Raw genomic sequence first — 14,525 nt, 5'->3', positions numbered from 1 at the left:
GGCGGACGCGCGATGATACGTCGTCAATACCGGATCGTCGTCGCGGCGATCGCCGTGTTCGTGTCGCTCGCGGGGATGATGTCCGTGGTGACCGGGCTGCTGTTCGACGAAACGATCGCGCTGCGTGGCGGCGCGGTCGCGTTGATCGTCGGCGTGGCCTGCTTTGTCGTCATGCTCAACCCGGGGCCGAAGGGCGAGGGGTGACGCGCGGCGCTTCCTCGGTTTCATGCAAGACCGGCAATCACCGCAGCAGCACCGCCGGTCCGTCTTTCCGCCTCTCTCCGTCCGTCATGTCCGGCGCATTCGCGTCATCCTGCCCGGCCGGCATCGCCCTGGCCGGCATCTCCCGTCTCATCGATTCCGCATCAGGCAGCGCACGCTTTGATTGAATGACTCGCGCATGCGCGAGCACGCCGCTGCTTACCTCATCGCGGCGGTCGAGTCCTGTCCTCGCAGCTTTCCTTCGGTGGCGCACCCGCATTGATCCGGCCTGACACGGCAACCGTTAGCGCGCGCGTGGCAGCGACCCGTGCGTGATCGCATCGCGCCGCGAAAGCGCGTGATGTCGTGACAAAGCGGCTCACGTGCATAACCGTGTGATCGAGCGCCGGCCTGCAACCCGTCAAACCCGTTTCGAAGTCCTTCGTGAAGGCGGGAGCCGCGCGGCGATTCCAGATGGCAATCACCGGTTGATTCAACGCCACGCGGTGCAGGTGAATCCCGAGCCTCGCTCCGGCTACGAGTGGCCGCGATGGACGAACGCGTGATGCGAAGGTCCGGTGCCGGGCATGCCATTAGCGCTCCTGAATCGATCCCCATTTAATACCGATGCGTGCGGGGGCAACGATGTCGTGATTTGTATCAAGTCGTGATATGTCGATCCGCAAGAGAATTCATTCGATCCGGACGCAAGGGATGGAACCGGACGCCACGAGCCGAATGCCGATCGTCCTTTACATCCGGAATATCACCTCCTTAAATACTCAGGGTCTGCGAAAAGACCGGAAAAACGAGATCCCCATGAGCCATTTCCTGGATAGATTGCGTTATTTCTCCACTACAAGGCCAACATTCTCCGACGGACACGGCGCCGTCACGGACGAGGACCGCAAATGGGAAGACGGCTATCGGCTGCGCTGGCAGCACGACAAGATCGTCCGTTCGACCCACGGGGTGAACTGCACGGGTTCGTGCTCCTGGAAGGTCTATGTGAAAGGCGGGATCGTCACCTGGGAAACCCAGCAGACCGACTACCCCCGCACGCGCCCCGACATGCCGAACCACGAACCGCGCGGCTGCTCGCGCGGCGCTTCGTACTCCTGGTATTTGTATAGCGCGAACCGTCTCAAGCATCCGATGGTGCGCAGCGCGCTGGTGAAGCTGTGGCGCGAACGCCGCCGCACGCTCGCGCCGGTTGACGCTTGGCGCTCGATCGTCGAGGACGACGACGCGCGGCGCTCGTATCAGAGCCGGCGCGGGCTCGGCGGTTTCGTACGCGCCAGCTGGGACGAGGTCAATGAGATCGTTGCGGCCGCAAACGTTTACACGGTCGAGCGGCACGGGCCCGATCGCGTGGTTGGCTTCTCGCCGATTCCGGCGATGTCGATGGTGTCGTACGCGGCGGGCTCGCGCTACCTGTCGCTGATCGGCGGCGTGTGCCTGAGCTTCTACGACTGGTATTGCGACCTGCCGCCCGCGTCGCCGCAGACCTGGGGCGAGCAGACCGACGTGCCGGAATCGGCCGACTGGTACAACTCGACGTTCATCATGATGTGGGGCTCCAACGTCCCGCAGACCCGCACGCCCGATGCGCACTTCCTCGTCGAGGCGCGCTATCGCGGCACGAAGGTCGTGTCGGTGTTCCCCGACTACTCGGAAGGCGCGAAGTTCGGTGATCTGTGGCTGCATCCGAAGCAGGGCACCGACGCGGCGCTCGCGCTCGCGATGGGTCACGTGATCCTGAAGGAGTTCCACCTCGCAGGCAAGAGCGACTATTTCATCGACTATTGCAAGCGCTATACCGACATGCCGGCGCTCGTGCGCCTCGTGCCGCACGGCGACGGCTACGTGCCCGAGCGCCTCGTGCGCGCGTCCGATTTCGACGACGCGCTCGACGAGGCTGCACATCCGGACTGGAAGACCGTGATGATCGACGACGCGACCGGCGAATTCGTCGTCCCGGTGGGCTCGATCGGCTTCCGCTGGGGGCAGCAGGCCAAGGACGGATCGAGCGACAAGGGCAAGTGGAACCTGCGAGGCGAGACGTCGAAGGGGGCGGCGCTGTCACCACGGCTGTCCTGCACGGCCGGGCACGACGACGTGGTCGACGTGCTGTTTCCGTACTTCGGCAACCAGCCGCACGCGCATTTCAACTCGACGCAGCACGGCTCCGAGCTGTCTCGCCGGATCGGCGTGCGGCGGGTGGCGACGCGCGACGGCGAGATGCTGGTCGCGACCGTCTACGACCTGTTCGTCGCGAACTACGGGCTCGACCAGGGGCTGGGCGGGCGCGACGTGGCCGCGAGCTACGACGACGATCTTCCGTACACACCCGCCTGGCAGGAAACGATCACGGGCGTGAAGCGCGCGGACGTGATTTCGGTCGCGCGGCAGTTCGCGGAGAACGCGCACAAGACGCAAGGCAAGTCGATGGTGATCATCGGCGCGGGGATCAATCACTGGTTCCACATGGACATGTCGTACCGCGCGATCATCAACATGCTGATCATGTGCGGCTGCGTCGGCAAGCCGGGCGGAGGCTGGTCGCATTACGTGGGCCAGGAGAAGCTGCGTCCGCAGACGGGCTGGACCGCGCTCGCGTTCGCGCTCGACTGGAACCGGCCGCCGCGGCACATGAACGCGACGTCGTTCTTCTACGCGCACACCGATCAGTGGCGCTACGACACGATGGACCCGGGCGCGCTGCTGTCCCCGCTCGCGGACAAGACGCAGTTCCACGGTTCGCCGATCGACTACAACGTGCGCGCCGAACGGATGGGCTGGCTGCCGTCCGCGCCGCAGCTCGCGGTGAATCCGCTGAAGGTCGGTGCGAGTCTGGGCGACCCCGCGCAGGCCGGCGCCGAGGTCGCGCGGCACCTGAAAGCCGGAATGCTGCGGATGGCGTGCGAGGACCCGGATTCCCCCGACAACTTCCCGCGCAACCTGTTCGTGTGGCGCTCGAACCTGCTCGGTTCGTCGGGCAAGGGCCACGAGTATTTCCTGAAGCACCTGCTCGGCACGACCAACGGCGTGCAGGGCGACGACCTCGGCGCGACGGGCGGCGCGCGTCCGGAGGAAGTGAAGTGGCACGACGAAGCGCCGCGCGGCAAGCTCGACCTGCTCGTCACGCTCGACTTCCGGATGTCGACCACCTGCATGTATTCGGACGTCGTGCTGCCGACCGCGACGTGGTACGAGAAGGACGACATGAATACGTCCGACATGCACCCGTTCATCCATCCGTTGTCGGCAGCGGTCGATCCCGCATGGGAATCGAAGAGCGACTGGGAAATCTTCAAAGGGATCGCGAAGCGCTTCTCCGAGCTGTGCGACGGGCATCTTGGCGTCGAACGCGACGTCGTCCTCGCGCCGATCGCGCACGATACGCCGGGCGAACTCGCGCAGCCGTTCGACGTGCAGGACTGGAAGCGCGGCGAATGCGAGCCGGTGCCGGGCCGCACGATGCCGTCGGTGATCGCGGTCGAGCGCGATTATCCGAATACCTATGCACGCTTCACGTCGCTCGGCCCGCTGATGGACAAGCTCGGCAACGCGGGCAAGGGCATCGGCTGGGACACGAAGGACGAAGTGAAGCTGCTCGGCCAGCTCAATTACCAGGTCGCCGGCGGCGCCACGCAGGGGCGCCCGCGCATCGACACCGCGCTCGACGCCGCGGAGGTGATTCTCGCGCTCGCGCCGGAGACCAACGGCGAAGTCGCGGTGAAGGCGTGGCGCGCATTGTCTGGCATCACCGGCATCGACCACACGCACCTGGCCGCCGCGCGCGCGGACGAGAAGATCCGTTTCCGCGACATCCAGGCGCAACCGCGCAAGATCATCTCGTCGCCGACGTGGAGCGGGATCGAATCCGAGCACGTGTCGTACAACGCCGGTTACGTGAACGTGCACGAACTGGTGCCGTGGCGCACGCTGACGGGCCGTCAGCAGCTGTACCAGGATCACGCGTGGATGCGCGCGTTCGGCGAGTCGCTGTGCGTGTACAAGCCGCCGATCGACACGGGCAGCTATGCGCACATGGTCGGCAAGCGCTCGAACGGCAACCCCGAGCGCGTGCTCAACTTCCTGACGCCGCACCAGAAGTGGGGGATCCACAGCACGTACACGGACAACCTGCTGATGCTCACGCTGTCGCGCGGCGGCCCGATCGTGTGGATGTCGGAGGACGACGCGAAAGCGATCGGCGCGGTCGATAACGACTGGATCGAGTGCTACAACTCGAACGGTGCATTGTGCGCGCGGGCGGTCGTGAGTCAGCGTATTCCGTCCGGGATGGTGATGATGTACCACGCGCAGGAAAAGATCGTGAATACGCCGGGCTCCGAGATCACAGGCACGCGCGGCGGCATTCACAACTCGGTCACGCGCATCGCGCTGAAGCCGACTCACATGATCGGCGGCTACGCGCAGCTGTCGTACGGCTTCAACTATTACGGCACGGTCGGCTCGAATCGCGACGAGTTCCTGATCGTGCGCAGAATGAGCAAGATCGACTGGCTCGACGGCGAGGAAACCGCGGTCGACCCGACCACACAGGCCGTACGGGATGGAGAAACGTCATGAAGGTACGCGCACAGATCGCGATGGTGCTGAACCTCGACAAGTGCATCGGGTGCCATACCTGCTCGGTGACCTGCAAGAACGTGTGGACCAGCCGCGAAGGGATGGAGTACGCGTGGTTCAACAACGTCGAGACGAAGCCGGGCATCGGCTATCCGAAGGACTGGGAGAATCAGGACCGCTGGCGCGGCGGCTGGCAGCGCCGTGCGGACGGCCGGATCGAGCCGCGTATGGGCGGCAAGTGGCGGCTGCTCGCGCAGATTTTCGCGAACCCGCACCTGCCCGAGATCGACGATTACTACGAGCCGTTCACATTCGACTACGGCCATCTTCAGGAAGCGGGCAACACGCGCGCGATGCCGGTCGCGCGGCCGCGCTCGCTGATCAGCGGCCAGCGGCTCGAAAAGATCGAGTGGGGTCCGAACTGGGAGGAAATCCTCGGCGGCGAGTTCGAGAAGCGCGCGAAGGACTACAACTTCGAGTCGGTGCAGAAGGAGATCTACGGGCAGTTCGAGAACACCTTCATGATGTACCTGCCGCGCCTCTGCGAGCACTGCCTGAATCCGGCGTGCGTCGCGTCGTGCCCGTCGGGTTCGATCTACAAGCGCGAGGAAGACGGCATCGTGCTGATCGACCAGGACAAGTGCCGCGGGTGGCGCATGTGCGTGTCGGGCTGCCCGTACAAGAAGATCTACTACAACTGGCAGAGCGGCAAGGCCGAGAAGTGCATCTTCTGCTATCCGCGCATCGAGGCCGGCCAGTCGACGGTGTGTTCGGAAACCTGCGTGGGCCGCATCCGCTACCTCGGCGTGCTGCTGTACGACGCCGACAGGATCAGTGAAGCCGCGAGCGCGGAGAACGAGAAGGACCTGTACGAAGCGCAGTTGTCGCTGTTCCTCGATCCTGAGGACCCGGCCGTGATCGCGCAGGCCGAGCGCGACGGCGTGCCGGCCGCGTGGCTCGACGCCGCGCGGCGCTCGCCGACCTACAAGATGGCGATCGACTGGAAGATCGCGTTCCCGCTGCATCCGGAATACCGGACGCTGCCGATGGTGTGGTACGTGCCGCCGCTGTCGCCGATCAACTCGGCCGCCAACAGCGGTGCGCTCGGGATGAACGGCTATCTGCCGGACGTCGAATCGTTGCGCATTCCGCTGCGCTATCTCGCGAACCTGTTGACGGCCGGCGACGAGGCGCCCGTGAAGCTCGCGCTCGAACGGCTGCTCGCGATGCGCGCGTTCATGCGCGCGCGCCACGTCGACGGCGTCGACGCGCGCGGCGTGCTCGACCAGGTCGGTCTGTCGCTCGCGCAGGTCGAGGAGATGTACCGCTATCTGGCGATCGCGAACTACGAGGATCGATTCGTGATCCCGACGACGCACCGCGAGTATGCGGAGAACGCATACGACCTGCGCGCGTCGTGTGGCTTCTCGTTCGGCAACGGCTGTTCCGACGGCCGTTCGGAGGGCAGCCTGTTCAGTCCGAAGAAGGGCACGAAAACCATTCCGATCCACGAGGCGTCCCGATGAGCACCGCACCCGATCCGACCTACGCGGCGTTCGCTGCGCTGCTCGACTATCCCGACGATGCGCTCGTCGACGTGCTCGACTCGATCGAAGCCCACCTGCGCGAATATGCGCGCGCGCCGAAGGCGGTGCGCGCGGGCCTCGACCGCTTCTTCGCCTACGTGCGCGAGCGTGACTTGATGACGCTGCAGGAGAACTACGTCGCGCTGTTCGATCGTGGCCGCGCGACGTCGCTGCACCTGTTCGAGCACGTGCACGGCGAATCGCGCGACCGAGGGCAGGCGATGGTCGACCTGCTGCAGATGTACGAGCGGCACGGGTTGACGTTGAATCCGGGCGAGCTGCCCGACTACCTGCCCGTGTTCCTCGAATACCTGTCGCGGCTGCCGGCGACCGATGCGCGCAACCTGCTCGGCGAGACCGGCGAGATCCTGCGCGCGTTGGCCGGCCAACTCGCGCAGCGCGGCAGCCATTACAGCTTCGTTGTCGGCGCGCTGCTGCCGATGGCCGGCCTCGCGTCGGTCGACGCACCGGCGGCCGCGGACGACGACATCGCAGGCGAGCGGCCGAGTGCCGACGACTACCGCGCGCTCGACGCGTCGTATGCGGACGAGGCAGTGCGCTTCGTCGGCGCGGCAACGCCGGCCGAGCAGACGGTGCGGTTCCACGACAAGCGGCCGGCCCGCAGCGCATAAGCGCGGGCTCAACTGGGGAAAGACATGAACGCTTATTTGCATCAGTTCCTGTTCGGGATCTACCCGTACATCTGTCTCGCGGTGCTGCTGGTCGGCAGCCTGATCCGCTTCGACCGCGAGCAGTACACGTGGAAGAGCGATTCGTCGCAGCTGCTGCGCCACGGGATGCTGCGGCTCGGCAGCAACCTGTTCCACTGGGGCGTGCTGGTCGTCGTGCTCGGGCACTTCGGCGGCTTCCTCGCACCGCACTGGCTCGTGTCGCCGTTCCTGTCGGCGTCCGGGCACCAGCTCGTCGCGATGGTGGCGGGCGGTGCGGCCGGCGTCGCGGCGATCATCGGGCTGACGATCCTGATCTGGCGCCGCCTCGGCGACCCGCGCATCCGCAAGAACAGCCGCCAGTCCGACATCCTGATCGTGCTGATGCTGTGGGTGCAACTCGCGCTCGGGCTCGGCACCGTCGTGCTGTCGACGCGCCACATGGACGGCGTGATGTTCGAGCAGCTCACCGACTACGTGAAGGGCGTCGTCACGTTCCGGCCGGACATCGCGAGCCTGCTGGTGGGCGTGCCGCTGACGTACCGGCTGCATATCCTGTTGGGCTTCACGATCTTCCTCGTGTCGCCGTTCACGCGGATGGTGCACATCTGGAGCGGCATCGCGTCGGTCGCGTACCTGATCCGCCCGTACCAGCTCGTGCGCAAGCGCTGAGGAGGCCACATGAACGACGTTCTCTCCGAAGTCGCGGCCGCGCCGCTGACGATCAACGGCGTTGCGATCGACGACGCGGCCATTGCGGCCGAGGCCGAGCATCACGGCGATGCACCCGATCCGCTCGACGCGGCACGGCATGCGCTCGCGGTGCGCGAATTGCTGCGTCAGCGCGCGGTATCGCTCGGGCTGATCGATGAAAGCACACCCCTCGACGACGCAGCGGTCGATGCCTTGCTCGAGCGCGAGCTGACTCACGTGCCCGAACCCGATCGCGCCGATTGCGAGCGCTACTACGGGCAGCATCCGACGCGTTTTCGCCGCGGCGACATCGTGTATGCGAGCCACGTGCTGTTCGCGGTGACCGACCGCGTGCCGCTCGCACCGCTGCGGCAGCGCGCGGAACGTGCGCTCGCCGACGTGGTGGCCGCGCCCGACACGTTCGAAGCGGTCGCGCGCGCGTCTTCGAATTGTCCGTCGGCACAAGTCGGCGGCAGCCTCGGGCAGCTCCTGCGCGGCGACACCGTGCCGGAATTCGAGGCTGCGCTGTTCGATACGGACGGGCTCGGCGTGCTGCCGAAACTCGTCAATACCCGCTTTGGCTTCCACATCGTGCGCATCGAGCGACGCGTGCCTGGCGACGTGGTGCCGTTCGACGAGGCCGCCGGCCAGATCGCCGCGTACCTGTCGGAACGCGTGCGGCAGCGGGCGATACGGCAGTACGTGGCGATACTCGCGGGCGGCGCGCGGGTCGAAGGCGTGACCTTCGACGGCGCGAACGGCCCGCTCGTCCAATGAAACGAGGTTTTGCGTATGGCAATTCAACAAGGTAACGTCCGCCTGGCCGCGGAGACGCCGGCCGTTCCGCTGCGCGCATGGTCGGTGCTGGCCGCGAGCACGCTCGCGTTCATGGTGTGTTTCGTTGTGTGGATGATGTTCGGCGTGCTCGGCGTGCAACTGCGCACCGATCTCGGGCTGAACAGCACGGAATTCGGGCTGCTCACGTCGACGCCCGTGCTGACCGGCGCGCTGATGCGCTTGCCGCTGGGCACGTGGACCGACCGCTTCGGCGGCCGGATCGTGATGACGGTGCTGCTCGTCGTGTGTGCGATTCCCGTGTACATCGTCAGCTACGCGACGCAGCTGTGGCAGTTCCTCTTGATCGGGCTGTTCCTCGGCTGCGTCGGCGCGTCGTTCGCGGTCGGCACGCCGTACGTCGCGCGCTTTTTCCCGCCGAAGCGGCGTGGGCTCGCGATGGGCGTGTTCGGTGCGGGCACGTGCGGCGCGGCGGTCAACCTGTTCGTCACGCCGCTGCTGCTGTCCGCATATGGATGGCGCTTCGTGCCGCGCGTCTACGCAGTCGCATTGCTCGTCACGGCCGTGATCTTCTGGTTCGCGTCGGCACCCGATCCAGGGGCAGGCAAACGGGGTGGATCGATGCTCGACGCGTTCAAGGTGTTGCGCGATCCGCGCGTGTGGCGGCTCTGCCAGTACTACTCGATCACGTTCGGCGGCTTCACGGCACTGTCGCTGTGGATTCCGCAGTACCTGAAGAGCGAATACGGGATGTCGCTCGTGATGGCATCCGCGTTCGCGGCTGGCTTCTCGCTGCCGGGCTCCCTGTTGCGTGCGCTCGGCGGCGCACTGTCCGACCGCTTCGGCGCGCATGCGGTCACCTGGTGGGGACTGTGGGTCGCGTGGATCTGCCTGTTCCTGCTGTCGTATCCGGCGACCGACTTCGTGATTCACACGATCGACGGCACCGCGTCGCTGAATCTGTCGATGCCGGTGGCAGGCTTCGTCGCGCTGGCCTTCGTGCTCGGTGCGGTGTTCGCGTTCGGGATGGCGTCGACCTTCAAGTACGTCGCCGACGATTTCCCGGACAACATGGGCGTCGTTACGGGCATCGTCGGCCTCGCGGGCGGGCTCGGCGGCTTTCTGCTGCCGATCCTGTTCGGCCTGCTGCTCGACTTGCTGCGCGTGCGCACGACCTGCTTCATGTTCTTGTACGGGATCGTGTGGGTGTCGCTGATCCTGATCTACCTGTCCGAGGTGCGGCGCACGCCTGTGACGGGCTGAACGTTCCTGCGCGATGCCGGTAGCCTGCGGCATCGCGCACGCATCTTGCAGCACGCCGGGCGTTTTCGAGCGTCCGCAGTTCTGTCAAACTGGCGCCCATGACACCGCGCCTCGCCTTATCGCCTGCCTCCGATTCCACACCTGCGCCCGCGGGCTTCCCCGACGCCGACGAGCTGGCCGCGCTGCGCGCGTGGTACGCGGGCATGACCGTGCGGCAGGCCGTCGAGCGCTACCTGCCCGATCGGCTCGGCGAAGGGCGCTCGGCGCGCGGCGTGATCGGCGGGATTCGTCGCCGTCTCGTGCGTGTCGCGCGGCAGGCCGGGCGGCCCGATCTCGCGGAGCAACTGGGTCATGCCGACAGCGCGCGCAGTCAGATGGCGAAGGCCGCGACCGATGCGATCGGCCTGCTGCGCCATGCGCGAGCGCCGGTGCCGCAGATCAGCGACGACGTTGGCTTGTGGCTGCCCGCACGCGCAGTCGTCGCGCTGCGCGCACACGGGATCGCGACGCTGGCCGACCTGACCGTGCGGATTCCGCGGCGGCGCCAGTGGTGGCGCGCAATAACGGGGCTCGGCGTGGCGAGCGCGCGCCACATCGAGGCGTTCTTTTCCGCGCATCCCGACTTGACCGAGCGGGCGCGGGCGCTGATCGCGGCGACGCCGCGCAGCGCCATCGTGCCGTGGGAGCAGCTGAAGTTGCCGCACGAGGTCGACGGGTCGGCCGGCACGTTCCGCGCGCCGCGCGCGACCAGCACGCTCGACGCGGACAACGATTACGCGGCCGTGCACGCGTGGCTGTCGCTGCACGAATCGGCCGCGACGCGCCGCGCGTACCGGAAGGAGGCCGAGCGGCTGATCCTGTGGGCGATCGTCGAGCGTGGGCGCGCGCTGTCGTCGCTGACCACCGAGGATGCGGTTGCGTATCGCGCGTTCCTGCGCAACCCGACGCCGCACGAACGCTGGATCGGCCCGGTGCGGCCGCGCGGCGCGCCGGACTGGCGACCGTTTTCGGGCGGACTGTCCGCGCGTTCGGCCGCGTACACGCTATCGGTCCTCGGCGCGCTGTTCCGCTGGCTGATCGAGCAGCGCTATCTGCTCGCGAATCCGTTCGCGGGCGTCAAGGTGCGCGATACGCGCGGCGCGAATGCGCTGGACACGTCGCATGCGTTCACCGAAGGCGAGTGGCTGCTCGTGCGCACGATCGCGGACGGGCTCGAGTTTCGCAAGGCCAAGCCGTCCGGCGCACCGCAGTCCGGCTGGACGCCGGCCGCCGCGCAACGGCTGCGTTTCATCCTCGATTTCGGCTATGCGACCGGGCTGCGCGCGAGCGAACTGGTCGGCGCGACGCTTGGCGACATCGAAACGGACGCGCACGGCGATGCGTGGCTGAAGGTGATCGGCAAGGGCAGCAAGGCCGCGCGCGTCGCGCTGCCGCCGCTCGCGCGCACGGCGCTCGATCGTCATCTGGTCGCGCGGCGGCTGCCGGTCACGCCGGTGCGCTGGCGGCCCGATACGCCGCTGATTCCGAGCCTTGCGGAAGACGGGGTGGCGGGAATTACGAGCGTGCGGCTGTGGAAGGTGATGCAGCGTTTCTTCGCGCAGACGGCCGCGCTCGTCGATGACGACAACCCGTCGCTCGCGCAGAAGCTGCGCCAGGCGAGCCCGCACTGGATGCGTCATACGCATGCGACGCATGCGCTCGCGCGCGGCGCGGAGCTGACGACGGTGCGGGACAACCTGCGGCATGCCTCGATCTCGACGACGTCGATCTATCTGCACGGGGACGATGTGAAGCGGGCACGGCAGATGTCGAGTGCGTTTTCGGCTGACAAATGAGCAGGGCGCGCGCGTGATCGCATGAGATCTGAACGGAACGACACCGCGTCGGTGACGGTCAGAAGGGTTATTCGGTAACGGAGCGGATGGATGGCATCGAGTCAGGGAACCGTCGATTTCGTCGTCGAGCAGATGGCTGCAGCGGGTACCGTGTCGGCGCGCAAGATGTTCGGCGAGTACGGCATCTACTGCGATGGCAAGATGGTCGCGCTGGTGTGCGACGACCGGTTGTTCGTCAAGCCGACGCCTGACGGGCGTGCGTTTCTCGGCACCTGCGACGAAGCGCCACCGTATCCGACGGCGAAGCCGCATCTCGTCATTGGGGGCGAGCGCTGGGACGACCGCGAATGGCTGTCGACGCTGATCCGGATCACTGCTGCACAACTGCCGGTGCCGGTGAAGCGGGGTCGATAGCGGTCGGCGTATTCTGTGAATCATGTGCGCGACCATCGCGCCCCCGCTGGAGCACAAGAATGGAGACATCCGAACATCCGCAAGCATCACGAAATGCGCGCCGCGCATGGCACGCGCTCGTCGCAGCCCTGTGCCTCGGCTGGTGCGCGCTGTCGTTCGGCGCGGACGGCGCGGCGGCGCTGCTCGACCGTTACCACAGCCTCGGTGCGCAACTGAAGGACAACGCGTTTCACCGGCCGCTATACCTCGAATCGTCGGAGGCGTCGTCGTCGCTGAAGGGCGACATTTACGCGGTCGTCGACTATCCGTTTTCCGTCGTGAACGGCAAGCTCAACGATCCCGCGCAGGGCCCCGCGAACTGGTGCGCGGTGCTGATCCTGCACCTGAACACGAAGTACTGTCACGCGTCGACCGGCAGCGACGGCCCGGTGCTCGACGTGAACCTCGGCCGCAAGATCGAGCAGAAGCTGTCGGATACCTATCGCGTGCAGTTCCGCTACCGCGTGGCCGCCGCGACGCCTGACTATTTTCAGGTCGACCTGACCGCCGACAGCGGCCCGATGGGCACGAAGGACTACCGGATCGTGCTGGAGGCCGTGCCGGTCGGCGCGTCGCGCACGTTTCTGCACCTGACGTATTCGTACGGCTTCGGCGCCGTCGGCCGCATGGCGATGAAGACCTACCTCGCGACGGTCGGCAGCGACAAGGTCGGGTTCACGGCAGCCAGCGGCGCATCGGCGACGCAGCCGCAGTACATCGGCGGCGTGCGCGGACTGCTGGAGCGCAACACGATGCGCTACTACCTCGCGATCGACACGTATCTCGCGACGCTCGACAAGCCGCTCGACCAGCGCCTTGCGCGCTGGTTCGACGCGACCGAGCAGTACCCGAAGCAACTGCACGAAGTCGAGCGTGGCGCGTATCTGCAGATGAAGGCACAGGAAGTGCAGCGGCAGCAGGCGGCGCGATGACGCCGCCTGCTGCCGGGCTGCTCGGCGCCGATCAGTTCGACGCGCCGCCGACCGTGCGAATGCTGTGCCACTGCCCCTGTTCGACGCGGAACAGCGTGTAGGGCGGCTTGATCAGGTCGCCGCGTTCGTCGAACGAGATCTTCCCCGTCACGCCCGTGACCGACACCCCCGGCAGGCTCGCGACGATCTTGCCGCGATCGACCGAATCGGCCTTGCGAACGGCCGCGATCATGGCAAGCGCCGCGTCGTACGCGAACGGCGCATACAGTTCGACGTCCTGGTTGAAGCGCGCCTTGTAGCGCTGCGCGAACGCGATGGCGGACGGCAGCTTGTCGAGCGCCGGGCCCGGCTCGAGATCCTGCGTGCCTTCGCCCGCGTTGCCGGCGATCTTCAGGAACGCATTGCTTTTTAACGCGCCGGCGCCGAACAGCTGCGCGCGGATGCCGAGCGAGCGCATCTGCTTGACGAGCATCGCGCCCTGTTCGTCGAGGCCGCCGAAGAACAGCAGGTCGACGTTGTTGCTCTTCATCGTCGTCAGGATGCCGCGGAAATCGACGGCCTTGTCGTTCGTGTATTCGCGGCCGACGATGCTGCCGTGCGCGTCCTTGACGCCTTTCTCGAATGCGTCGGCAAGCCCCTGGCCGAATGCGGTGCGATCGTCGATGATGCCGATCCGCTTCGCCTTCAGCTGCTCGACCGCGAAGCGGCCGGCCACCACGCCGCCGACGCCGTCGTGCCCCATCGTGCGGAACACGTTCTTGAAGCCCTGCATCGTCAGTTGCGGATTGGTCGAGCCGGGCGTGATCATCGCGACGTTCGCCTGCCTGTAGACGGCCGACGCGGGGATGCTGCAGCCCGAGTTGTAGTGGCCGATCACGCCGACCACGCCGTCGTCGACGAGTTTCTGCGCGACCTGGATCGCGATGCGCGGATCGTCCACGGTAGCGACGATACCGCGTGCAACGGCGAAGGCTGCCGGCTCGCTCCCCGTGTCGGACAGACTGACGTCGGTGCCCGCACCGGGTGCAGGTGAACAGCCGCATCTCGTCCCGTGCCCTTCATCTTCGGCTCGCCGCCGCCCGTGCCGCACGCCCCATCGCTCTCGCGTCGTCTTCATGGCGGTGCAACTCGGGCCGCCTCGACCTTTTCCCGTCAGGCCGGTCGGGCATGACCAGCCAGCGCCGACGGCGCTGCGCGTCAAGTCGTATTGCTCTCCGGTCGCCGCTCCTGCACCAGATTCGTAAGGCGTACAGTTCGCCCGAAGTTGCAAATTCGCGCCGAACTGTACTCTTCTGTGCGTGTCCGATGTGTGTACTCTGCGTCAACTGTTCTGCTCTTAAGATTCCATCATCAAGTGCACAGTGCCGCAGGCCCAGACATCACGGGCCTTCCGGCGCATCTTCAAAAGCGAACCACTGCGATGGAAAAGGCAAAACCCGAGGGAGCAATCAGGCATCACGACAGCCTGGTCGGCAGGCAGCACACGCACGGAACGGGCGT

General features: G+C 66.5%; 11 protein-coding genes. 10 read left to right on the top strand and 1 reads right to left on the bottom strand.

Features of this window, described 5'->3' with window-relative positions:
* The first annotated feature begins 12 nt into the window (after positions 1-12).
* From WS66_RS31625 to WS66_RS31580, 10 genes are all read left to right on the top strand, one after another.
* A complete protein-coding gene (locus WS66_RS31625) occupies positions 13-204 on the top strand; it encodes a DUF2964 family protein (RefSeq protein ID WP_059605848.1) in 192 nt (63 codons plus the stop codon).
* Between the two features lie 816 nt (positions 205-1,020).
* On the top strand, positions 1,021-4,800 hold the full coding sequence (locus WS66_RS31620) for a nitrate reductase subunit alpha (RefSeq protein ID WP_059605851.1): 3,780 nt from the start codon (positions 1,021-1,023) through the stop codon (positions 4,798-4,800).
* Entirely contained in the window at positions 4,797-6,326 is a 1,530-nt protein-coding gene (gene narH / locus WS66_RS31615) for a nitrate reductase subunit beta (protein ID WP_059605854.1), read from the top strand. Before WS66_RS31620 ends, narH begins: the two co-directional genes overlap by 4 nt.
* Entirely contained in the window at positions 6,323-7,018 is a 696-nt protein-coding gene (gene narJ / locus WS66_RS31610) for a nitrate reductase molybdenum cofactor assembly chaperone (RefSeq protein WP_059605857.1), read from the top strand. Before narH ends, narJ begins: the two co-directional genes overlap by 4 nt.
* A gap of 24 nt (positions 7,019-7,042) precedes the next feature.
* On the top strand, positions 7,043-7,726 hold the full coding sequence (gene narI / locus WS66_RS31605) for a respiratory nitrate reductase subunit gamma (RefSeq protein WP_059605860.1): 684 nt from the start codon (positions 7,043-7,045) through the stop codon (positions 7,724-7,726).
* A 9-nt stretch (positions 7,727-7,735) separates the two neighbouring features.
* Entirely contained in the window at positions 7,736-8,524 is a 789-nt protein-coding gene (locus tag WS66_RS31600; protein WP_059605864.1) for a peptidylprolyl isomerase, read from the top strand.
* A 15-nt stretch (positions 8,525-8,539) separates the two neighbouring features.
* A complete protein-coding gene (locus WS66_RS31595; protein WP_059605866.1) occupies positions 8,540-9,805 on the top strand; it encodes an MFS transporter in 1,266 nt (421 codons plus the stop codon).
* A 98-nt stretch (positions 9,806-9,903) separates the two neighbouring features.
* Entirely contained in the window at positions 9,904-11,640 is a 1,737-nt protein-coding gene (locus tag WS66_RS31590) for a site-specific integrase (RefSeq protein ID WP_059605869.1), read from the top strand.
* Between the two features lie 90 nt (positions 11,641-11,730).
* Positions 11,731-12,054, top strand: coding sequence for a TfoX/Sxy family protein (locus WS66_RS31585; RefSeq protein ID WP_059605872.1), 324 nt, complete (start codon positions 11,731-11,733; stop codon positions 12,052-12,054).
* 59 nt (positions 12,055-12,113) lie between these two features.
* On the top strand, positions 12,114-13,025 hold the full coding sequence (locus tag WS66_RS31580) for a hypothetical protein (RefSeq protein WP_059605875.1): 912 nt from the start codon (positions 12,114-12,116) through the stop codon (positions 13,023-13,025).
* Between the two features lie 31 nt (positions 13,026-13,056).
* Here the strand turns inward: WS66_RS31580 and WS66_RS31575 are convergent, their stop codons facing one another.
* Positions 13,057-14,142, bottom strand: a complete 1,086-nt coding sequence (locus WS66_RS31575) for a branched-chain amino acid ABC transporter substrate-binding protein (protein WP_236872991.1) — start codon at positions 14,140-14,142, stop codon at positions 13,057-13,059.
* Positions 14,143-14,525 lie beyond the last annotated feature (383 nt).

This window comes from Burkholderia sp. LA-2-3-30-S1-D2 (genome assembly GCF_001523915.2).
Classification (GTDB): Bacteria; Pseudomonadota; Gammaproteobacteria; order Burkholderiales; family Burkholderiaceae; genus Burkholderia; species Burkholderia diffusa.
This window is presented reverse-complemented; position numbering and strand designations above follow the sequence as displayed.

Coding starts and splice junctions, on each gene's coding strand:
- WS66_RS31575 (WP_236872991.1), bottom strand. CDS start 14,142: ATGAAGACGACGCGAGAGCGATGGGGCGTGCGGCACGGGCGGCGGCGA.
- WS66_RS31580 (WP_059605875.1), top strand. CDS start 12,114: ATGGAGACATCCGAACATCCGCAAGCATCACGAAATGCGCGCCGCGCA.
- WS66_RS31600 (WP_059605864.1), top strand. CDS start 7,736: ATGAACGACGTTCTCTCCGAAGTCGCGGCCGCGCCGCTGACGATCAAC.
- narI (WP_059605860.1), top strand. CDS start 7,043: ATGAACGCTTATTTGCATCAGTTCCTGTTCGGGATCTACCCGTACATC.
- narH (WP_059605854.1), top strand. CDS start 4,797: ATGAAGGTACGCGCACAGATCGCGATGGTGCTGAACCTCGACAAGTGC.
- WS66_RS31585 (WP_059605872.1), top strand. CDS start 11,731: ATGGCATCGAGTCAGGGAACCGTCGATTTCGTCGTCGAGCAGATGGCT.
- narJ (WP_059605857.1), top strand. CDS start 6,323: ATGAGCACCGCACCCGATCCGACCTACGCGGCGTTCGCTGCGCTGCTC.
- WS66_RS31625 (WP_059605848.1), top strand. CDS start 13: ATGATACGTCGTCAATACCGGATCGTCGTCGCGGCGATCGCCGTGTTC.
- WS66_RS31620 (WP_059605851.1), top strand. CDS start 1,021: ATGAGCCATTTCCTGGATAGATTGCGTTATTTCTCCACTACAAGGCCA.
- WS66_RS31595 (WP_059605866.1), top strand. CDS start 8,540: ATGGCAATTCAACAAGGTAACGTCCGCCTGGCCGCGGAGACGCCGGCC.
- WS66_RS31590 (WP_059605869.1), top strand. CDS start 9,904: ATGACACCGCGCCTCGCCTTATCGCCTGCCTCCGATTCCACACCTGCG.